Below are 20,791 nucleotides of genomic sequence, written 5' to 3'. Positions count from 1 at the left end.
CCACGCACCCCTCATCCACGCACCCCTCATCCACGCACCCCTCATCCACGCACCCCTCCTCCGCGCACCCCTCCTCCGCGCACCCCTCATCCGCGCACCCCTCATCCGCGCACCCTCGTCTCGCGTTTTGTAGCCTTAATGCGAAATGAGAGCGCTCTTTCGCGCATCAAGGTGACAAAACGCGAAAACCCCGACCACGCCAGCCAGGCCACGCGTGCACGCGGACACGAGGGCACGCGGACACGAGGGCACCCGGACACGAGGGCACCCGGACACGAGGGCACGGGGGCCACCACGGGGATCGGGGGCCACCACGGGGATCGGGACGACTCGTGGGACGGGCACTAGGGCGGTCCTGGTTGCCCGTTGGGCGCCGCGCCGGGACGGCGTTGGGTGACCCAGCTGGCGATCTGGGCACGGTAGTCCTTGATGGACCGAACCGGCATCGCGGAACCCGGGGACTCGAATCCCCTCCCGCCCCAGGTCACCCCACCACATTGTTCATAGTGGACAGTCCTTTGTAGACATTTGCCGCCGAGGTGAGCGGCTGACAGGAGCAAACTGGCGCGGGGAGCCGGAATCGGGCAAACGGGGTGGATTCTCCGCTCCGCCTCGGCGGGGCGGTTCCGTGCCCGATCGGCAGCAGCCCGGGTTTACAGTGGGCCGGTTCCGGTGATTCTGAGCCGGTGGGCGGCAACGCGGTCCCAGGGCGGCGCGAGGGAAACCTTCCGGCGGAGCTGAGTGGCTTCGTGGGACGGCGCCGGGAACTGGCCGCCGCGAGGCAGCTGTTGGCGTCGACGCGGTTGCTGACGTTGACCGGTCCGGGCGGGGTGGGCAAGACCCAGCTGGCGCTGCGGGTCGCCAGGCAGGCGCGGGAGGCGTTCGCGGATGGCGTGTGGCTGGTTGAGCTGGCCGCGTTGCAGGATCCGGCGCTGCTGCCGCAGGCGGTCGCGGATGCGTTGGGGTTGCGTGACCAGTCCGCCCGTGCGCCGCTGGCCGTTGTGGTGGACCACCTCCAGGGCAAGCAGCTGCTGCTCGTGGTGGACAACTGTGAGCACTTGGTGCAGGCGTGTTGCGTGGTGGTGGCCAAGCTGCTCGGTGCGGCCGGGGGGCTGCGGGTTCTGGCCACCAGCCGCCAGCGGCTGCACGTGGAGGGCGAGCACGTCCTGCCGGTCGGCCCGTTGTCGGCGCCGGACCCCGAACACCTGTCCCCCAAACGAAACGTGTGCAGCTACGAGGCGGTGCGGCTGTTCGCCGATCGGGCCGCCGCCACCGTGCCGGGGTTCGAGCTCACGGCGGGCAACCGGGCGGTGGCCGCGCGGATCTGCCATCGACTGGACGGGATTCCGCTGGCGATCGAGCTGGCAGCGGCCCGCCTGCGCGCGCTGTCACCGGAGCAGCTCTTGCAGCGGTTGGACGACCGCTTCCGGCTTCTCGTCGGGGGCATCCGCACCGCGCTGCCCCGTCATCGCACGTTGCGGGCGACGATCGACTGGAGCTTCGACCTGTGCGCCCCGGAGGAGCAGACCCTGTGGACGCGGGCATCGGTGTTCGCCGGAGACTTCGACCTCGACGCGGCGGAGGCGGTCTGCGGCGGCGACGGGATCGCACGGGGGCAGGTGCCCGCACTGGTGACCGGGCTGGTGGACAAGTCGGTCCTGACTGGACACAACCACGGCCGCGGCGCGCGCTACCAGATGCTGGACACCATCCACACCTACGGGCGGGACAGGTTACGCGAGGCCGGCGAGGAGACGGCGCTGTGCGAGCGGCACCGGGACTACTACCTCGCCCTGGCCGAACGGGGCGACATCGAGTGGTTCGGTCCCGACCAGGTCGAGGTGTTCCGGCGTACCCAGCGAGACCACGCCAACCTGCGCGTCGCCCTGGAGTTCTGTCTGAGCACCCCGGGCGAGTCCCAGGCCGGCTTGCGCATGGCCGCGTCGTTGCACTTCTACTGGATCGACTGCGGCTTCGTGGCCGAGGGGCGCCACTGGCTCGACCGTGCACTCGCCGTCGACACCGAACCGACCAGCACACGAGCCAGGGCGCTGTTCACCAACGCCCACCTCCTGCTCCTGCAGGGAGACAACCGGTCCGGGGCCGACAGGGCGGAGGAGTGCCGCGCTCTCGCCCAGAAGTGCGGAGCGGAGACGACGCTGGCGTACGGCACCTTCATGCGGGGAGCGGCCGCCATGTTCGACGGCGACCACGCGCTGGCGGATGCCCTGTTCGCGGATTCGATGGCTCGCTTCGACACTCTCGGCGAGCTGAGCAGCAATGTGATCCTGGCTCTCGACTGCCAGGCGTTGACGGCCTTGTTCCGCGGAGATCTCGCCCGCGCGGTGGCACTCGCGCGGAAAGCCTGCGCTCTGTGCGAACCCCACGGCGAGCAATGGGGCTACTCCTATGCGCTTTACGTGCTCGCGCGGGCCGAGCTGCCCAGGGGCGAACTCGAACAGGCGACCACGCACGCGCAGGAGTCGTTGCGGCTCAAGAAGGCCTTCAACGACCTCATAGGCATGGCGATGCTCATCGACGTGCTGGCCTGGATCGCGGCCGCGGCCGATGACGGTGCGCGGGCGGCGATACTGCTCGGCGCGGTCGAGCAGCTCTGGGCGTCGGTGGGCGGCCAGGCCCGGATGGGTTCCCCGGACTGGAGAGGCCCGCACGAGACGTGCGAGCGGCAGACCCGCCACGCCATCGGTGATCACGCTTTCCGAGCCGCCTTCGCTCGCGGAGTCGGGCTCGACCTCGACGAAGCGGTGGCCTACGCGCTCGGAGAGCCCGCTCTCGCCGCGACGCGCACCGCGGAGGTGCCGTTGACCCGGCGGGAGCACCAGGTCGCCGAGCTGGTCGCCCACGGGCTGACCAACAAACAGATCGCGGACAGGCTGGGGATCACCCAGCGCACCGCGGAAGGCCACGTCCACCACATCCTGGCCAAGCTCGGGTTCGCCAACCGCGCCCACGTCGCCACCTGGCTGGCCGACCGGCGAGAACCCCCGGCTCACTGACGGGCGTCCCGTGCCGCCGATCGGGTTGATCAAGCACGTCAAGCACCACGCCGTCGAATCGGGGCCGTGTTCCCTCTCAGGTCCGTCATCCGGGCAGAGATCACCGACGGGCCCTCGACGAGCGAGGGGGGACGCCCGCGGTCGCGGGCGTCCCCCCTCTTCCTTCTTGGCTCGTGGCTCGGACTTCGTGGCCGTTGGCTCCGCTGGAGGAGCCAGAGCGGGCTCCGGTGCTTCCGGCGTCTGTGAGCAGCGCTGCTCCGGATCACTTCCGGCAGGGTTCGCAGCGTCTCCCGTAGATCTGGTCCGAGATCTGGCGGCGCGCCTGCTCCGCCAGGCAGTTCCGGACCGCGCGCCGCCGGAGAGCGAACCGGCGGTCCGGCTGTTGCTCCTTATAGGGATTTCACCTGGTCGGCGTCGCGAATGCCGAGCATCGGCGTCAAGACACCAGCAGGGTCGGAAAAGCGCTTGCAGCGCAGCACATCCGGCCAGGTCTCACCGTAGTGGTGCGCCCAGTCCGCCGGCGAGAAGTCCAGCGACCCGATCGGGTACCGCACTCCCCCCAGCACCCGCGCCTTGGACCACAGGGCGTTGTTGCGCCGCATCATCCGCGCCACGAAGTCCGGATCCGGGCCGGGGGTGACCGAGACGTTGAGGATGTCGAACAGCCACACGATGTCGGTGTCCTCGGGGACCCGGAAGCGCGGGCAGGTGAAGGACTCCCGCAGGTGCGGCAGGAGCAGGACGAACCCCATCGGGTTCCAGTCCTCCGGGGTCAGTGCCGGGATCGTCCTCGCGAGGTAGCGCTCGATCGTCTCATCGGGCAGGAAGGCGTCGAACCAGGGCTTGACGGTGGCGTCCCAGTTCGAGGTGATGCGGAAGCCCCGGATGATGCGGTCGAACGTGGAGACGTGGTCCACGTAGGACTGGTCGAGAACCTCCAAGCGCCCGCGGTACTCGGGCACGTCGGCGAGCACCACCTCCGCGGACGGGAGCGGCTCGTCGCCCCAGCAGTGCGCCCGGACCTGGTACAGCGGCGGGACATCCGCCGTCGGCGGGACCACCAGCGCGAACACGCCCTCGACGTCATCGCGGGCCATCAGGGTGCGCATCGCACGGAACGCCGGTGCGATCTCGTCGTAGTGCAGCACGAACTCGCGGGTGGCCGCCGGCAGGGGCAGCAGCTCCAGCGTGACGGTGGTGATGATGCCGACCTGGCCGAGCCCGCCGAGCGCGGCGTGGAACAGCTCGGCGTTGACGGTGGGGCTGCAGCACAGGATCTCACCGGTCCCGGTGACGATCTCCAGCTCGCTGACCCGGTCGACGAAACCACCCTCACGGTGCTCGGTGCTGATCCCACCCACCGACAGGGTCCCGCCCAGCGTGAGCTTCAGGTAGCCGGGCAGCCCGGCAGCGCGCAGCCCGTACGGCGCGCACTTGTGGACCAGGGTGCGCCAGGTGAGGCCGGCGTCGGCGCGGATGTGGGTGTCGGTGATCTCGTGCACCCGCGCCATCGAGGTCATCTCGATCGCCAGCCCACCGGGTGCCAGCGACTGACCGTGGGTCGTGTGGTGCTCCCCACGCGCCGCGACCGGGACACCCAGCGCGTGGCAGAGCGCGACCATCACGGCGATGTCCTCCGCGCACGCCGGGTGGAGCACGGCGGCCGGTGCCCCGACGACGATGTTGCCCAGATCGTGCGATGACTCCTCGTGAGAGCGGTTGATCGTGAGCTGGCCTTCAAGGGGCGGAACAGGGATGCTGCCGTCGCTGACCTCGGACTCCCACAACCGGGTGTTCGGGTTGTAGGCGGCGGCAGAGTTTCTCGAGAGTTGTCTGGTCATGCGAATTCCCTTGGCGGGTCAACGAAGATGCTCGACAACGAGCTATCGCCGTCACAGTCGCGTCACCCCCGGTCGGCGGCTCCGCGATCGGAACGGCAGCGCAGCGTCCTCTGTGGACGGTTTGGTAGCCCGGTTCCGCTCCTGCGCGGAACATCTTCAATGATCACCGTATCCCCGGCCGCGCGCACCTGTCCGCGCCCAACTCGTTCGCCTTATCGGACAACGACTGTCCAGCACTGCGCATGCCTAAATCCGTCACCCGGTCGTGCAAGTTGCGCAAGCGATGACCGGGGTACCCGCTGCGCGGCAACGGTGCTCACCGAGCGGCAGGTCGGCCAGGGACGAGCCATCCCCGTTCCCGCAGCGCGGCGGAGACGTCGAAGACGGAGTAGCGCTCCTCGCTGTCGGCGAGGGTGAAGGCGAACACGGGCAGTTGCCTGCCGTCGGTGATGAGCCGGAAGGGGCCGAGCGCGGCGAGTGCGCGGGCGACATAGCGGCAGTACTGCTGGACTCGTCGGTAGCCGTCCCGGCCGAGCCGCAGGAAGTTGTGGTACTGGGCGGCGACCTGGGCCCCGGGGCGGGAGAAGGTCAGCGCGAAGGTGGGCATCTGCCCGCCAGGTAGGTGACCCCGAAGACCAGTTCGTCGGGCAGGGCGTCGGCGTCGCGCCACAGCACCCACCCGAGGCCGGGGGGGGACAGCCCACTCGTGGCCGGACGTGTTGGTCGAGGCCACGCGGGGCAAGGTGAAGTCCCATTCCAGCTCCGGGTCGCAGAAGGGGGCGGAGGCTCCGTCGACGCGGACGGGGATGTCCCAGCCCTGCTCCCGCTGGCCCCGGTCCAGTGCGGCGCAGCTGCCGTCGAAGGTCGAGCCCAGGACCGCGACGACGCCGATGGTGTTCTCGTCGCAGCGCCGCGTCGCCTCCTCGGCGGTCAGGTGGCACACCTCGCCGCGCATCGGGACCGGGTGTGCTTCGACGTCCCTGTAGCTGGCGAACTTCTCCCAGCACACCTGCACGTTGGCGCTCAAGACGATGTTCGGCCGGTCAGCGGGCCTCCCTGTGCCCTGCGCCGCCGCTGCCACCGTCGTTTGAGCGCGAGCCCGGCGAGCACGCGCGCTTCGGTTCAACCGTGTTCGGAGCGGCCGGTGTCCGGGTCCGGAGGAAGCGCCAAAGGCACGGGAAAGCCTCTCGTTCATGGACCTCGCGATGAGGTCTCGATGCGCGGGACGACCGCACGGACGCCGTGCATCACCTGTGGCACAAACGAATGCGCGACCCACTTCTCGGTCGGCTTGGTCAGCAGGAGGTTGATCGCAGAGACCGGTGAGGTGCCATCTCCGATGATCTCGTTGTGCGGGAACGACCTTCCGTGCTGTTCGAACGGACCCAGGACAAACGTTGTGGGCTGCCACTCCTGCGCCTCACGAGCGAACAGCTCACCTTGGTGGGTCGCTGGCAACCGCCGCATGTCCCGTCTCCTTCTCAGCGCGACCGCTCCTCGTTCGCGCTGTACCCCGCGCCTCGCCCGGCAACCACTCCCGCCACAGATCCTTGACACGACACGGTGTTCACGGGTCCCGGTCCGCCACGCCCGCTTCACAGGACGCTCGTGTCGTCAATGCGGGAGTTGCCTGAGACATCAGCAAATGACGCACGTGCCCGATGCTCCAACCCAGTGACCAAGAGTGTCGATCCGGTCGAGGCCGGTGAACCAGCTGCGCGTCGTCGCTAGCGTGGCGTCGTCACGATCCGCAACGTGTGAAGGGATGCCACCTGTGGCTGTTTCCGTGGACCTGGCCAAGCAGCTCGACAAGGCGTACGAGGAGCTGACCGTGGCCGAAGTCCTTGACGCGCCGGTCGCCGCGCTGGCCGGTGTCAGCGAGGGCGATGCCGAGAAGCTGGCGGCGGCGTTCGGGGTCAAGACGGTTCGCGATCTGGGGAGCAACAAGTACTTCCGGCTCGCCGCGACACTGGTGGAGCTCGACCAGTCCGCCACGTGAGCCTTCTGACACGGGGATGCTGATGGGGTGCGCGCGCAAGCTCGCACCCCATCGGCGCTTCCTCCGTGCCCGCGCCGCAAGTTCCTTGTGCACCAACGGTGTCATCGTCGTCATCCAGAGCAGCAGAAGCGGGGTGGGGATGCGGCCAATGCCGTATCCCCACCCCGTAGCGCTCAGTCGACGGTAAGCCGGACTCCCCGGCGGCACGATCGCGCCGCTGGCTACAGCGACTCACACCCGCCCGCGGCGTGAAGCACACGCCAGCCACACCGGACCTGGCCAGCGGCCCGTTGTTCTCTCGAACCCGCCGCGGAAACGACATCGCGGAAACCTTGGGACAGGGCCCGGGCGCGGCGGTTCGCCACAGAAGTCGCGAGCCCCATCGACGGGGAACAGCGCTTCGCGCCTCGTTGTCGCGTCATGCGCCGTCTGCTTCAGCGTTGTCCCAGGCAACGAAGGGGGTGTTTCGTCGATGCACGCCTGGCGCTTGGATGGTTCCGCGGTGTCGACGCCACTTACATCTGCAGTTCGGCTTCGATGCGCTTGAGGTGGTGCCGGGCCAACGCGAGGTTCGACAGGTCCCGTTCCAGCACCAGGTACAGGAAAAGCGAGCTCCTGGACTTCACGGAGTCCAGGAGCCGGATCAGGTGGTACTGGCGGTGTAATGTGATCAGAATGTCTTCGATGGTGTCATTGAGCGCGAGCGTGGACATCACTCGAAGTTTCGACCGCACGACTTCGGTATTTCCGGCGGCCGCGAGCTCCAGGTTCAGCCAGTCACCTCCGCCACTGGAGCCGAGCGACATTCCGCTTTCATAGTCGACCAAAGCGACACCGACAGCGCCGGCGATGGACATGGCGTCTTTCAGTGCTGTATCAATGTTCATCAAACATCGCTTCCTGTGTCAACTGGTGATCGTGACGACATGGCTCATCACCCTGCGCCTCGATCGCATACGGGTACATCTCCGTGCAGACGATGCCGTCTGCCATGAGCAATGAATCAAGAATGCCTGTCGGCGCTCTCGCAGGTTGGTGCTCGATGTCCTCTTCTCTCATCCGGTGGGCAGTGGGCTAGGAGGTCAGGATCGAGCCGATCCGCTCGATCACGGGCCGGGACTCGTACAGGAGGCGTCCGACGTTCAGTCCCTTGTCCCCCAGAACGACCATCAGCGCCAACCGGCCGACGGCGTACACGGCCATGTAGCCGCCGCTGCTGAAGACCACGGTCTGGCTGAGCGTGCCCTGGCCGATCACCTCGACCGCCTGGCGCGCGATCCCGAGATCGGCGGCGGCGAGCGCGGAGACGTTCGCCGGATCGATGGACTCCGCCGCGTCGGCGATGATGGGAATCCCGTCGACTCCGGCTATGACCGTGTCGGTCACTCCGACGACATTTTCTCGAAGCTTCCGCAACTCGGCGGCCAGTGCGTCATAGTCCAATATTCTCCCTTTCTGATCCGGAAAGACCGAACAGGCGACACAGCCAGCCCCGAGCGATGAACGGGCGGCGAGTTCGCTTGGTCGAGGCAGGGGGCAACGGGCCGCCTTCGTGTGCTCCGGGGCGCGCCGAGGCACAGCCCCAGCGGGAAGAACTGACCGAGGACGCGGATGGGGCGACAGCCGTCGCCGTGCGACCGCCGCTGGCGTGCGCGGTGAGCTCCCGCCGTCACGCGGCCAGGACGAGCAGCGCGCGGGCGCGACGCGTTCCCCGCGAGGCGACAAGGGGACGTCAGCGAGGCAGGCGCTACCGGCGGGCGGGCGGTTTCCAGCGACAGTGGTTGGCCGACCCCCTCGGTCCCGCGGACGGCAAGAGCCGCGTGACGGGGCCACGCCTCGGCGCGCCCTCGCGGAGTCGCGGCCCGGTCCCTCTCACCGCGCCCGCGCGGGAGCGGCACCGGCGACTCCGCGCCAGGCGGGCCGGGGCCGTCCACCACGATCACCGCACCGTCGCACACGTGGACCAGCCCGCCCGAATTGCCCAGAATGCGCAGTCCTCCGATAACGCGATCCGCATGGCACTGCGCCAAGGCGAACGCGAGGACGGTGGGTGCGGCTCGATAGTCGCGTCTCAGAGGTCACTCCGTGTGAACTCGGGGTCTAGAAAACGGGGTACCTGGAGAACTGGTCATTCAATCCGGTTTCTCTCCCTCATCGAGAGAACCGTCGCCATCGTTACTTCCCACCTTGGACCGCCGAAACGCTCGCGTCGAGCTTTACTCGATCGAGCGTAACATTCCAGTTCGCGTAACAAAACAAGCTGATCGGCGATTTTATCGCCGACGGCTCATCCATAAGCCTCCTGAATGTCTCTGATTTTCCAGGAATTGCGAGAATCGGTCATCCGGCCGACAGCGGGGGTGAGCGCTCCAGCTTGTCCACCCAGCGCGAACTTCCCGGCCCGACGGGTGCTCGCGATGCGAGGGTGGGGCATGCGACTTCTGGTACTGGGCGGGACCGGCTTCGTCGGCAGGGTTGCCGTGAGCGAGGCGGTCGCGCGCGGCTGGTCCGTGACGGTCTTCAACCGGGGCCACGGCGATCCCCCGCCGCCCGGAGCGCGGGTGCTGCTCGGCGACCGCACCACGCCGGAGGGCCTCGCCGCCCTCGCGGGCGAGTGGGACGCCGTGATCGACACCTGGTCCGCCGAGGCGTCGGCAGTGCGCACGGCGGCCACCGCGCTGTTCGGCCGGGTCGACCATTTCGTCTACGTGTCAAGCAGATCCGTCTACCAGGACTTGACGATGGAGGAGGACGGAGCGCTGGTGAACCCCGCCGCACCGGGTTACGCGGCGCACAAGGTCGGCGGCGAGCTGGCGGCCCGGGACGTCTTCGGCGAGCGCGTGCTGCTGGCCCGCGCCGGACTGGTCCTGGGGCCGCACGAGAACGTCGGCAGGCTGCCGTGGTGGCTCAACCGGATCGCGGCGGGCGGGGTCGTCCCCGCCCCCGCACCGCCGGAGCTGGGCCTGCAGTTCATCGACGTGCGCGATCTCGCCATCTGGTTGCTCGATCACGCCGCGCTGCGCACGAGTGGCGCGTACAACCTGGTCAGCGAACCCGGGCACACGACGATGGGAGAGCTGCTCGAAGCGTGCCGCGCGGTGACGGGATCCCCGGCGCAGCTGCGGTGGATCGCACCGGAGAGGATCCTCGACGCGGGCGTGCAGCCGTGGAACGACCTGCCGATCTGGATTCCCGAAGGCCACGAAGCGCGCGCGATGCACGAGGTGGTTCCCCGGCGCGCCCTGGCGCTCGGCATGCGCTGCCGTCCAGCTCAGGACACCGTCGCGGATACCTGGCGGTGGCTGACCGACATCGGTGGGACGGCGCCGCAACGCATGGACCGCGCGCCTGTCGGCCTTTCCCCGCTCCTCGAATCCCGGCTCCTGGCAACGGGCTGAACCTCGCGGGCGCACGCGACGTGGTCACGTGTTCCACTGTGGACGGTGAAGGCCGGCTCCTGGGGCTGAGGTCGCCGCCGATCCCTGGCAGGACAACGGTCATTGACCGGGTCGGCCTTCGCTGCGCCTGCGCGGGGCATGGGTTTCACCGCGAGCGGAAGATGGCAGAGCTGGAACTGCACACCACGGCGACGGCCGACCCGCTCATGGCCGAAGCCGTGGAGATGCAGTACCTCTACCAGCGCCCGGCGGTCCTGGACTGGTCCCGCACCGCCGCCGCGCGGAGGACAGCGGGTGCGGACCCGCGTTCAGCCGTCGACTTCGAGCGGGAGGGAACTCAGGAAGTCCTTGACGTCGAAGGCTTCCCCGGCGGTGACGACGCCGGTGGCCCGGACACGTCCGGTCAGGATGCGCTCGGCCGCCTCCACCACGATCGGCGCGGAGATGGCGTAGATGTCGCGACCGCGCGCCGCCGCCCTCCGCTGCTCGTTGCCCCGCCGGACAACGACCTCGACCAGGAAGGCCTGGTCCGACCGGCCGCTCGCGTCGGCGGCGCGAGGCCCGTCGGGCTCCGGCGCGCTGAGGTCCTTCAGCGGGGCGGTGTTCAGGAAGGCGTTGATCCGCGCGGTCTTCAGGTGTTGGGAGATCGTGACGACGTCGGTGGTGGAGAACTCCCCCACCACGTCCTGGGTCCCGAACGGGTCGGCGAACGTCCACGTCCCCGTCGGCGGGGGCTCGTCGCCTGAGAGGACCTGGAGGCGGTGGTCGGCGAAGACCACCCGCCGCCCGGCCCGGCGCCGACCGGCCAGCAGGGTCCCCTTGGTCGGGTGCCAGCTGTCCAGGGCCACCGCGACCGTGATCTCGTCGGCGGCAGGCCAGTCGCCGATCGCGGCGGTGGCGAGCAGGTCGCCGAGCGCGCCGTAGAACGCCATCACCGGCGCCACCACGATGCCGGCCTCCCGCACCTTCGGGTCGTCCCGGTAGGTGTCGAAGGTGCTCATCGCGACGAGGGTCTCACCGGTGACGTCCAGGTAGTGGATCCCGGCGCGCACCGCGGCCTCGATCAGCGACGGCGCGGTGTCGCCGAACGGCCCGGCGCAGTTGATCACCGCCGCCGCGCCCGCGATCGCGCGGTCGAGCGAGGCCGAGTCGTCGACCGAGGCGATCCTCCACTCCACTCCGGGGTGGGCGGTGGCCGCCGCCGCAAGCTTCACGGCGTCCCGCCCGGACAGCACCGGCGTCCAGCCGCGCTCCAGCAGTTCCGCCGTCACGAACCGAGCGGTGTGCCCATAGGCGCCGAACACCGCGATCACTGGCTTCATCAGGTCTCCTCCAGCGATAGGCAACGTCCGCGATCCTGCTGAGCAGTCCTGCCGGAGACCACCGTCGGCGGCGTCAACCTGCGTTAGGTTCGCGTCATGCGCCCCCACAGCGTCGTCATGGCCGTCGTCGACGACATGCCGATCTTCGAGGCGGCCGTCCCGTGCCAGGTCTTCGGCGTCGACCGGCCGCACCTGGCCGACCCGTGGTACCGGTTCACGGTGGTCCCGGTCGGCTCCGCGCCGGTGCGGTTGAGCCCGGGGTTCACCCTCGCCCCGAGCCGCGACGGATGGGACCTGGAGCCGATGGACACCCTCGTCGTCCCGGCCTACACGAGCGTGCACGCCGACCCGCCCGAGGACCTGGTGGACCTGGTGCGGCGGGCCCACGAGCGCGGCACCCGGATCCTGTCGATCTGTTCCGGCGCCTTCGTGCTGGCTGCCGCGGGGGTGCTCGACGGGCGCAGGGCCACCACCCACTGGTTGCACGCGGAGGAGCTGGCCCGCCGTTACCCCGCCGTCCGGGTCGACCCCTCCGTGCTCTACGTGGAGGACGCCAACGTGATCACCTCGGCGGGGACGGTGGCGGGCATCGACGCCTGCCTGCACGTGGTGCGGGTCGACCACGGCGCCGCCGTCGCGGCGGAGCTGGCCCGCCGCCTGGTCACCCCTCCGCACCGGGACGGCGGGCAGGCCCAGTACCACCGGCCCGCCTCGCCCGTGGTCCGCGACGACTGGCTGGCCGCCCTGCTGGACTGGGCGGGGCAGCGCCTGCACCTCCCACTGTCCACTTCGGACCTCGCTGGCCGCGCCAACGTCAGCGTGCGCACCCTGGAGCGCCGCTTCGCCGAGGTGCTCGGGATGTCACCGCTGCGCTGGCTGGTGCAGCAGCGGGTGCGACGTGCCCAGCAGTTCCTGGAGACCAGTGACCAGCCGGTCGACTGGATCGCGGACAGCTGCGGGTTCGGTGGCCCGGCCAGCCTGCGGGCGCACTTCGCCCGGATCGTCGGCATGTCCCCCACCGCCTATCGACGCGCGTTCCACGAACGCGCCGACGGGGCCGGGGCCGCCGGCTGAGCATCGACCTCAGGGTGTGATCGCCGTGGCCGCTAGTTCTGACGACCGGTGACCGCGAGCCCGACTCCGAGCCCGACCATCGTCAGCCCGGCCGCACCGCCCATCACGTCCATGCGTCGAGCCGACCGGCCGAACCACGAACGGGCGGCGCCCGCCAGCACACCCCACACGGCGTCCATGGCGAGCGCCATGAGAGCGAAGATCGCGCCGAAGAGCAGCATCTGCCCGCTCGGGCTGGAACCACCGGGACTGGGCCCGGGCGGCGTCGGTGCGGGTGGCAGGGGGATCGCTGGTCCGGTCCGAACCCGACCGGGGCACGCCCTGTCCTCCCCGCCCCGATGGCCGGGGTGCCCGCGACCACCCTCAACGACCACCTCGCGCCGGAAACCATGGCCACCGCGATCCCCGCCGTACGCCCGACCGCCCCGAATGAGGAGTCCCCTGAGCACCCACCCGGCTTTGGCGATGTTTTCCCGTTCGCCAACAGCGAAAGAATCGGCGCTATTTCACCCCATAGAGCCATGATCACTATTTTTGGCGAGATAGAATGGGAATATGACCCCGGACGAGACCCTCGATGCAATCGAGGACGCCTACCGCGCGGTGAATCACGCGCACGCGGTCCTGGCGCGTCGTCTCGCCGATTTGGTGGTCAGCACGGATTTCGCGGAATACCCCTACCTTGGGGATGAGGTCGGGGCGTTGCTCTCGATTTCCTCGCGCAAGGCCAGCACCCTGATCAACCACGCCGAGAACCTCGCCTCCCGCCCCGCCGTCCTCGCCGCCCTGGAAGAGGGCCGGATCGACCAGGGCAAGGCGTTGCTGATCGTGGACCAGTTGGAGCCGCTCACGGCTGTGCAGGCGGAGATCGTGGAAGCGGTGTTGATCGAGTACGCCCGCACGCACCACTACAGCCGGATCCGGCAGCACGCCCAACGCCTGATCGCCAAGCTCGACCCGGAAGCAGCAGCCCGGCGGCACGAGGAGAAGAAGCGCACCCGCCGGGTGGAGAAGCTCAACCTCGACGACGCCATGTGCGCGTTGCGGTTCCAGTTCACCGCCCTCCAAGGTGCCCTGGTGTGGGACCGGATCGACCGCATCGCCCGAGGCCTCGATGATGAGCGGACGATGGACCAGCGCCGCGCCGATGTCGCCTTCGACCTGCTGATGGGTAAGGAGACCGGTGCCCCGCAGGGTGAGGTCAAGGTCCTGGTCACCCTCCCCGCCACGACGTTGATGGGAATGGATCAGGAACCCGGCATGCTCGCTGGATATGGGCCGATCCCGGCAGATGTGGCCCGGGATATCGCGGCCGGGGGTACGTGGAAGCGGATCCTGACCGACCCGGTGACGGGGGTGGCGGTGGATGTGGGCCGGACGAACTACCGTCCCTCGGCAGCCCTCGCGGACCTGGTCCGGGCGCGGGATGTCACGTGTGTGGCGATCGGCTGTCGACAACCGGCCCACCGGTGCGATCTGGATCATTGCGAATCCTTCGACGGCACCAACACGGTCGCGGACGACCTCGGCGCGAAATGCCGACGACATCACGTGATGAAACACCACACCCGATGGAAACGAACCCAGCTCCCGGGCGGTATCCATGTTTGGACCACCCCGATGGGACGCACATATGTCCGGGAACCGGAGCCGATAGCGGATCCCGCTCCCCCGTTTTAAACCCGGCCCCGGCTAGCCCGCCACCACATTAGGTGAGCGGGCTAGCGGTAGTGGATGCCCAAGGAAATCCGCGCCCGAGGGCGGGAGAATTCCCGGTGGCAACCCGACGAAGTCGGGGCGGCAGCACGGCCCTCAACGCCACCAACACCACACCACGGCCATTCGCGGGCTTATGGACGCTGACGCGCCCCCACGAACTGTCGTGTCAGGCGGCGGGGAAGTCGAAGCCACCGCTGGTGTGGTTCGTCCCGATGCCGCGCACCACGTCGTACGCGACGCACGCGGCCAGCGCCAGCGACCGCACCGGTTCCGGAACCCCGGGGCGCAGCCGCACCGCGTCCCGGCGAACCCTCCGGCCGTCGCGCTTGGCGATGGCCCCGGGGGTGAACGCGACGACCTCGTGCAACAGGCAGAGCTGGTGCCCTGCCGGATCGAGGAGCGCGTACACGCCGCGCCGGACGTGCCGCACCGCGCCGAGCACGACGCCGTCGGGGCGCACGACCTCGACCGGCGGTCTCCCCGCACCCTTTCGGATGGCCAGCAAGGTCGTTTCCTGTTGCCGCACAACCAGGTCGAAGACCGTGCGGCCGGAGAAACCTGTGGTGCGCAGGACTTTGCGCAGCGGGCCGAGGCGACCTCGCTCGGTGACCGTCGCGAGCAGGGCACCCTGTTCGCTGTAGACACCGCATTCGTATCGGGTGCTCCACAGGTGCCGGGACGCGCTCCAGGGCTGCTCCACGAGCAGCGAGTCGAATCCGGGCAGTGTCACGGGGTCCCCTGAGTGGTCAGTCGCTGAACCAGTTCCCGGAACGCGTTCGTGGCGGGGTGGACGGGTGTGTCGGGCCAAGCGAGGTGCACGGTCACCGGATCGGCATCGGCGAGGGCGACGTAGTGGACACCGGGGTGGGGATGGCTGTGGCTGGTGCCTTCTGTGGTGACGCCGACCGCCTCCCCGGTGGCGATCGCGGTGAGCCACTCGTCGACGCCAGGAACCTGGAAGACGTGGGGCCGAGCTTCTTCGGGCCACAGCTCGGCACCGGACGTCGCCGCGGTCGCGCACAGCACCACGGGCTCGCCGGTGAGATCGGCCAGCCGCACGGCATCACGTCCGGCCAGCGGGTGGTGGTCCGGAACGGCGGCCAGGCGTCGTTCCCGCATGAGCGCGAGGCAGCCGAGTCCCGCACTCGGCGACGTGCGCAGGAAAGCCACGTCGGCCTCACCCCGGCGCAGTGCCGCTTCGGGGTCGTCGACCCGCCGGATCTGGACCGGGACGTCGGGCCGCAGTTCGCGCCAGGCTCGCAGGAGCGGCACCGTGTGCCTGCCGAGCATCGCCCAGGCGAAGGCGGCCCGGAGCGGGCGCGGCGCGGACTCCGCGGCGGCTTCCGCCAACGCGTCGTCGAGCTGGTTGAGGATGCGGTGCGCGTGCTCCCACAGCCGCTGCCCCGCAGGGGTCAGCGCGAGGCTGCGGGTCGTGCGTTCCACCAGGCGCGTGCCCAGGCGGCTCTCCAGCTGTTCCAATGTGCGCGAGAGCGCGGGCTGGCTGACTCGCAGGGCGATGGCGGCGTCGGTGATGGTGCCCTCGTCGCCGATCGCGGCCAGCGCGCGCAGGTGACGCACCTCCACATTCATAACCGCGAAGCATAAGCACCGTGCAAGAGGCATTTCCCTCCCGCCACCAGCCGGTCCTAGCGTCGCGGGCATGAGAATCCTGTTGATCGGGGCGACCGGCACGCTCGGCGCGGCGGTGCACAAGGCGCTCGCCGGGCGCGGGCACGAGGTCCGCACTGTCGGCCGCAGCGCCGGGGACCTGCGCCACGACATCACCGACCCGGCCGGGGTGACGGCGCTGTACGAGGCGGCCGGGCCGGTCGACGCGGTCGTCAGCGCCGCGGGCGACGTCCCGTTCAAACCGTTGGCCGAGCTGAGCCCCGAGGACTACCTCGCGGCCTTCCACGGCAAGGTGCTCAGCCAGGTCGACCTGGTCCGCCAGGGCATCCGGCACGTGGCGGAGCGCGGGTCGTTCACCCTGATCACCGGTGTGCTCAGCCGTGAGCCGATCCCCACCGGCGCGGCTGCCTCGCTGGCCAACGGCGCGGTGGAGGCGTTCGTGCGGGCGGCGGCCATCGAGATCGCCCCGCAGCGCATCAACGCGGTCAGCCCCTCCGTGTTCACCGAGAGCCTCGCTGACTACGGCGACTACTTCCCCGGGATGCCGCCGGTCGACCTCGCCGACGTCGCCCGGGCCTACGTCCGTTCCGTGGAGGGCGCCCAGACCGGACAGGTCTACGAGCTCCCCTGAAGGGCGCGGCCCGGCTCCTTTCGCGCAGGAGCGAAGCGACGGCTGGACTCTCAGCTCCGCCCGTTAGCCTCTACTCGCTCGAAGATCGTTTTCGCGAGGAGTCGCACATGCGCGCAGTGCTGAAAGCCGCCGCGGTGACCGGAGTCGCCGTGGCCGCGACGGTGGTGACGGCCGGTCCGGCCTCGGCGGCGGTCCACCGGGGGAAGTCCGACTGCTTCGCCTGGTCGTGGGGAGACGGCACGATCAGCACCACGGTCTACTGGCACAACACCTGCGACGAGACTCGGCAGCTGGTCATCAAGCTCGACGAGGGCAGCTACTACTACGCGAAGGTCAAGGCGAACGCCAAGGGCCACCGGAAGTTCTACGACACGCCCAAGGAGATCCGCGACCACGGTCGCCCCTGACCTTCGCGCAGCACGTCAGGCGGTCAGGTTGGGCGGGGTGGTGCGCGTGAGCCGCGGATCGGGCTCGCCGGTCATGGCCAACAGGCCGCGCAGTGCCTTGACCAGCTTGGGCCAGGAGCGCGGGTTCTTCGGGTTGATGCCGCGGAGGAGCTGCTTGAGCATCGTCAGGGTGTCGAAGTAGATGCGCTCGCAGACGAGGTTCTCGTTCTCGTCGAAGACGAAGTACGCCGTCATCCGCACCCGGAAGCGTTGCCCCGTCGGCGGGATGCCGCCGAGGGGTCCCTTGTGCGTGCCGATCAACCAGAACTCGACGATCACCGCGTCCGCGCTGTGGCGCAGCGCGATGATCTCGTGGTCCTGGTCGGGGAAGGCCACCCGCGTGTCGTTGTAGTAGCCGCGCACCGCGGCGTCCCCGTCGTGCACGGTCATCGTGGCGATGATCTCGTAGTGCGGGTGCGGGAAGGTGGAGAGCACGTCGTCCCACTGCTGCACGACCTCGTCGTGGAAGTGGTCGAGCACGAGCTTCTCGCGAGCGCGCAACACCTCGACGTCGGGGATGTCGAACCGGCCCATGGGTGTTCCTCCTGGTGATGGTCAGGCCTGATGGGTGATGGCCCCGTGGGAGAACGTGGGCTTCGTGCCCGGGTTGGTCCACGCGCCGGTGAGCTCGCTGGACGGGAAGAACTGCGGGAAGCGGGGGTCGGCCTGGCTCCGGTCGGCCAAGGTCTTCTCCAGGATGATCGAGTTGTACTGGTCCGCCGTCGTCTCCACCGTGTTGGCGTTGAGGACGACCTCCTGCCCCCATTCGCGGGACCACGCCGCGAGGCCGGGCAGGCGCGAGTGCTCGGGCGTCAGGCACTCGGCGGCGATGACGTTCTCGCTGCTGACCCAGATGCCGGTCGAGGTGTTGAGCACGAGGCTCTGGTTGCCGAAGACGTGGCCCGGGGTCTTCACGACGGCCACACCCGGCCCCAGGACCACCGACCCGTCGATGGGCAGGAACGCCTCCGCGGGAACGTGGCGGTAGGCGGCGGGCTGGTACCAGGGCTTCTGCAACGGGTGCAGCTCGGCCATGGCGGCGAGCTCGTCCCGCTGGACGACCACCTTGGCGTTGGGGAAGGCCGGTTCCGGCCGTTCGCCGAGGTCGGCCTGGAACCGCGTGGTGCCGACCCACCGGCGCAGGTCCTGGGTGTGGAGGTGGTCGAACACGAGGTAGTCGACGTCGTGCGGCGCGATGCCGAGCCGGGCCAGGTGACCGAGGACGGTGCCGTGCTCGGTCACCATCCGGCGGGCCACGACGTCCGGGGTGCGCCGCGCGAGCTTGTCGAAGTACGGCGTGTACTTGCCCAGCTCGACGTCGCTCGGCTCGAAGAGCAGGACGCGGGGTCGGCCGTCGGTGTCGTGCCAGCGGATCACCAGCATGCGGTTGGTGATCGAGAGGAACGGCGCGATGGCCCGCGATGCGCGGAAGAGGCCGAACCGCGTCGGGTACGGGAGCGTCACCAGCTCGCACGTCGTGACGCTGTCCGGGACACCGGTGGTCGGGAGCTCACGGCGGAAGGCCTCGGCCTGCAGGCGTGCGGCCGCGAGCCGGGCTCCCGGACCTCCCGGGACCGCGCTGAGGTCCGTCAGCGTGTCGACCGGGGTTCCCACGGTGGGCAGGTCGACGACATCGGTGGTGCCCCAAGGGAAGTGCATCGTCACTCGCTCCAGGTTTATCCACAGCGTGGGTTTCCTGGCGGCGACGTTAACCCACGTTGTGGGTTTCTGCAAGGGTGATCCATCATGGGCACCGTGAGCACCACGAAGCACGAGAACCCGGCATCGTCAGCTCGCCGAGGGCGGCCACCCAAGGGAACCGCGCAGCTGTCCCGCGAGGCGATCCTCGACGCCGCGATCGCGGTGATCGACGCCGAGGGCGCGGACGCGCTGAGCATGCGGACGGTCGGCCGTCACCTCGGCGTCGACGCGAAGAGCCTCTACAACCACGTCGAAGGCAAGGAGGGCCTGCTCGACGCCGTGGCCGAGCACATCCTGGCCGGAATCGAGATCCCCGAACCCACCGGCTCGCTCCAGCACGACCTGCGCGCCATAGCGCGGGCATTCCGGCGCAGCGCCCTCGCGCACCCGCAGGCCGCCACACTGGTCCTCACCCGGCAGCTGTCGTCCCTCGCCGCCCTGTCCCCCACCGAGGCGGTCGTGTCGGTGCTGCTGCGCGCCGGGTGCTCCCCCGAGGAGACCGTCCACCTGCTGCGCTCGCTGCTGGCGACCGTGGTCGGCACACTCCTGCGCGAGGTGACCGCGGACCCGGCCTTCGGCATCGGCGACGTCGAAGGCATCGCGCGCCGACGGGACGTCCTGGAGCGCTCGGGCCTGCCCGGGCTCGCCGAAACCGCGCAGCACCTGTCCCGATGCGACCACGACGAGGAGTTCGACTTCGCGGTGGACCTCGTCATCGAAGGCGTGGCCGCCCGCTTGGGCGAACGGGCCTGAAGTCAACGTCCACTGTGGATCCGCGATCGCCCACGACCACAGGGCATGGCCGCCTGCCACCCGCGGAACCTGGCCCGTGATCCCGACCCAGCTCGGCGATGAGAAGCGCGGCGCGATCGCGTTGACGACGGTGCCCGGACTCAGCACCACCGTCACGCCTCCCGCACGGGAATCGCTGTGGTGGCAGGGAAATCTCGACCAGCCCTGCGAGTCGCCGTCAGCTGAGCGGTCGGTACCCCGTCATGCGGGCGTAGTGGACGGTGCGACCCAGCGGCCACGCCTGGTGCTGGAAGACGCGCTGCCACGTGTGGGCGAGCACGGCACCGAACTCGGCGCGGAGACGATCGATGCGGGCACCCATGACCGCGCCGGTGTCGCGCCAACTGGGCCAGTACGCCTCGCTGAGGTCGGTCAGCCGCAGCCCGGTCAGGCCGGCGGCGCGCAGGGCGTCGCGGTAGTCCGTGGCCGGGCGGAAGCGCCAGGTGAACAGCCCAGCGAAGTCGTGCACGAGCGAAGCGGGCCGGTTGAGCACCGGGTCCATGAGTGTGAGCGGGGCGCCGGGTTTGAGCAGCGCGGCCATGGCACGGAAGCCGTCGGCGGTGCGCTCCTCCGGGAAGTGCCCGGCGACCTCGATCGCGGTGACCCCGTCGGCCCGCCCGACCAGGTCGGCGGTGGCGGTGGCGTCCAGGACGTCGGCGACACGGACCTCGACCCGGTCGGCGACGCCGAGACGGGTGGTGATCCGGCGGGCGATCTCGGCCTGCTCGGGGCTCAGCGTCAAGGTGACCACGCGGGCCGCGGGGTGGGCCAGCGCCAGGCGAGCGGCCGAGTTGCCCCTTCCGGTGCCGACATCGACCAGCAGCGGTTGCGCGGGCGCGGCCGCGAGCGCGGGTTCCCAGGCCAGGTCGACGGTGTTGACCTGGGCGGCCGCCAGGCGAGTGGCGGGATCGGGCAGGGCGCGGTGCTCGGCGCCGTAGACGCCGAAGCTGAGGCTGAGCCAGGCGTGCCGCATGAGGCGGCCCCAAGTGTCGTAGAACTCCACCGGGCCGCCGATCGCGCGACCCAGCAGCGGTTTGGCCATGCTGGTCAGGTAGTGCCGCCGCAGCTCGGCCGCGGAGTGCCCGCGGGCGAGGTCGGCGTAGTACTCCTCCTCCACAGCGTCGCGGGCAGCGGTGAACGCGCTGGCGAAGGTCAGCTGGTCGGCGAGCTGGTCGGACATGCGTTCGGGCCTTCCTGGCGCAGGTGCTCGGTCGGCTCCCGC

General features: G+C 69.7%; 20 protein-coding genes. 8 read left to right on the top strand and 12 right to left on the bottom strand.

The window, feature by feature from the left end; genetic code table 11:
• The first annotated feature begins 686 nt into the window (after positions 1-686).
• Positions 687-3,017, top strand: a complete 2,331-nt coding sequence (locus ACFFQA_RS33430; RefSeq protein WP_377860994.1) for an ATP-binding protein — start codon at positions 687-689, stop codon at positions 3,015-3,017.
• A 389-nt stretch (positions 3,018-3,406) separates the two neighbouring features.
• On the opposite strand, the gene ACFFQA_RS33425 is transcribed toward ACFFQA_RS33430, so the two are convergent.
• Positions 3,407-4,858: an FAD-binding protein gene (locus ACFFQA_RS33425; protein WP_377860993.1), complete on the bottom strand. Its 1,452-nt coding sequence runs from the start codon at positions 4,856-4,858 to the stop codon at positions 3,407-3,409.
• A 316-nt stretch (positions 4,859-5,174) separates the two neighbouring features.
• The gene (locus ACFFQA_RS33420; protein WP_377860991.1) at positions 5,175-5,885 is read right to left on the bottom strand and encodes a pyridoxal-dependent decarboxylase; all 711 of its coding nucleotides are present in this window, start codon (positions 5,883-5,885) and stop codon (positions 5,175-5,177) included.
• A gap of 747 nt (positions 5,886-6,632) precedes the next feature.
• On the opposite strand from ACFFQA_RS33420, the gene ACFFQA_RS33415 reads away from it, so the two are divergent.
• On the top strand, positions 6,633-6,857 hold the full coding sequence (locus tag ACFFQA_RS33415; RefSeq protein WP_377860989.1) for a hypothetical protein: 225 nt from the start codon (positions 6,633-6,635) through the stop codon (positions 6,855-6,857).
• Positions 6,858-7,372: 515 nt separating this feature from the next.
• On the opposite strand, the gene ACFFQA_RS33410 is transcribed toward ACFFQA_RS33415, so the two are convergent.
• From ACFFQA_RS33410 to ACFFQA_RS33400, 3 genes are read right to left on the bottom strand one after another with little or no spacing between them, the layout of a single operon-like run.
• Positions 7,373-7,744, bottom strand: a complete 372-nt coding sequence (locus tag ACFFQA_RS33410) for a hypothetical protein (protein ID WP_377860987.1) — start codon at positions 7,742-7,744, stop codon at positions 7,373-7,375.
• A complete protein-coding gene (locus tag ACFFQA_RS33405; protein ID WP_377860985.1) occupies positions 7,734-7,916 on the bottom strand; it encodes a hypothetical protein in 183 nt (60 codons plus the stop codon). Before ACFFQA_RS33405 ends, ACFFQA_RS33410 begins: the two co-directional genes overlap by 11 nt.
• A 15-nt stretch (positions 7,917-7,931) precedes the next feature.
• Entirely contained in the window at positions 7,932-8,273 is a 342-nt protein-coding gene (locus ACFFQA_RS33400) for a roadblock/LC7 domain-containing protein (RefSeq protein WP_377860997.1), read from the bottom strand.
• 1,016 nt (positions 8,274-9,289) lie between these two features.
• Here ACFFQA_RS33400 and ACFFQA_RS33395 point away from each other — a divergent pair.
• Positions 9,290-10,255 (top strand): NAD-dependent epimerase/dehydratase family protein, encoded by a 966-nt coding sequence (locus tag ACFFQA_RS33395; RefSeq protein ID WP_377860983.1) that lies wholly within the window; start codon positions 9,290-9,292, stop codon positions 10,253-10,255.
• Positions 10,256-10,563: 308 nt separating this feature from the next.
• Here the strand turns inward: ACFFQA_RS33395 and ACFFQA_RS33390 are convergent, their stop codons facing one another.
• Complete coding sequence (locus ACFFQA_RS33390) at positions 10,564-11,577, bottom strand: saccharopine dehydrogenase family protein (RefSeq protein ID WP_377860981.1); 1,014 nt, start codon at positions 11,575-11,577, stop codon at positions 10,564-10,566.
• Between the two features lie 96 nt (positions 11,578-11,673).
• On the opposite strand from ACFFQA_RS33390, the gene ACFFQA_RS33385 reads away from it, so the two are divergent.
• On the top strand, positions 11,674-12,651 hold the full coding sequence (locus ACFFQA_RS33385; protein ID WP_377860979.1) for a helix-turn-helix domain-containing protein: 978 nt from the start codon (positions 11,674-11,676) through the stop codon (positions 12,649-12,651).
• 32 nt (positions 12,652-12,683) lie between these two features.
• Here ACFFQA_RS33385 and ACFFQA_RS33380 read toward each other — a convergent pair whose 3' ends face one another.
• Positions 12,684-12,872, bottom strand: a complete 189-nt coding sequence (locus ACFFQA_RS33380; RefSeq protein ID WP_377860977.1) for a hypothetical protein — start codon at positions 12,870-12,872, stop codon at positions 12,684-12,686.
• A 334-nt stretch (positions 12,873-13,206) separates the two neighbouring features.
• Here ACFFQA_RS33380 and ACFFQA_RS33375 point away from each other — a divergent pair, with 334 nt between their 5' ends.
• Positions 13,207-14,331: an HNH endonuclease signature motif containing protein gene (locus tag ACFFQA_RS33375; RefSeq protein WP_377860975.1), complete on the top strand. Its 1,125-nt coding sequence runs from the start codon at positions 13,207-13,209 to the stop codon at positions 14,329-14,331.
• Between the two features lie 205 nt (positions 14,332-14,536).
• Here ACFFQA_RS33375 and ACFFQA_RS33370 read toward each other — a convergent pair whose 3' ends face one another.
• Both ACFFQA_RS33370 and ACFFQA_RS33365 read right to left on the bottom strand, forming a co-directional pair.
• Positions 14,537-15,100 (bottom strand): hypothetical protein, encoded by a 564-nt coding sequence (locus ACFFQA_RS33370; protein ID WP_377860973.1) that lies wholly within the window; start codon positions 15,098-15,100, stop codon positions 14,537-14,539.
• Positions 15,097-15,960 (bottom strand): LysR family transcriptional regulator, encoded by an 864-nt coding sequence (locus tag ACFFQA_RS33365; RefSeq protein WP_377860972.1) that lies wholly within the window; start codon positions 15,958-15,960, stop codon positions 15,097-15,099. The genes ACFFQA_RS33370 and ACFFQA_RS33365 overlap by 4 nt, the downstream gene beginning before the upstream one ends.
• Before the next feature lie 70 nt (positions 15,961-16,030).
• On the opposite strand from ACFFQA_RS33365, the gene ACFFQA_RS33360 reads away from it, so the two are divergent.
• Positions 16,031-16,630, top strand: coding sequence for a short chain dehydrogenase (locus tag ACFFQA_RS33360; RefSeq protein WP_377860970.1), 600 nt, complete (start codon positions 16,031-16,033; stop codon positions 16,628-16,630).
• Positions 16,631-16,737: 107 nt separating this feature from the next.
• A complete protein-coding gene (locus tag ACFFQA_RS33355) occupies positions 16,738-17,037 on the top strand; it encodes a hypothetical protein (RefSeq protein ID WP_377860968.1) in 300 nt (99 codons plus the stop codon).
• A 15-nt stretch (positions 17,038-17,052) separates the two neighbouring features.
• Here the strand turns inward: ACFFQA_RS33355 and ACFFQA_RS33350 are convergent, their stop codons facing one another.
• Complete coding sequence (locus tag ACFFQA_RS33350) at positions 17,053-17,610, bottom strand: ester cyclase (protein ID WP_377860966.1); 558 nt, start codon at positions 17,608-17,610, stop codon at positions 17,053-17,055.
• A gap of 21 nt (positions 17,611-17,631) precedes the next feature.
• Entirely contained in the window at positions 17,632-18,741 is a 1,110-nt protein-coding gene (locus tag ACFFQA_RS33345; RefSeq protein ID WP_377860964.1) for an MBL fold metallo-hydrolase, read from the bottom strand.
• Between the two features lie 90 nt (positions 18,742-18,831).
• Here ACFFQA_RS33345 and ACFFQA_RS33340 point away from each other — a divergent pair, with 90 nt between their 5' ends.
• Positions 18,832-19,530, top strand: coding sequence for a TetR/AcrR family transcriptional regulator C-terminal domain-containing protein (locus ACFFQA_RS33340; RefSeq protein WP_377860962.1), 699 nt, complete (start codon positions 18,832-18,834; stop codon positions 19,528-19,530).
• A 217-nt stretch (positions 19,531-19,747) separates the two neighbouring features.
• On the opposite strand, the gene ACFFQA_RS33335 is transcribed toward ACFFQA_RS33340, so the two are convergent.
• Positions 19,748-20,749, bottom strand: coding sequence for an SAM-dependent methyltransferase (locus tag ACFFQA_RS33335; protein ID WP_377860960.1), 1,002 nt, complete (start codon positions 20,747-20,749; stop codon positions 19,748-19,750).
• Positions 20,750-20,791 lie beyond the last annotated feature (42 nt).

Origin of the sequence: Allokutzneria oryzae (assembly GCF_042429765.1) — a bacterium.
GTDB classification, from domain to species: domain Bacteria; phylum Actinomycetota; class Actinomycetes; order Mycobacteriales; family Pseudonocardiaceae; genus Allokutzneria; species Allokutzneria oryzae.
This window is presented reverse-complemented; position numbering and strand designations above follow the sequence as displayed.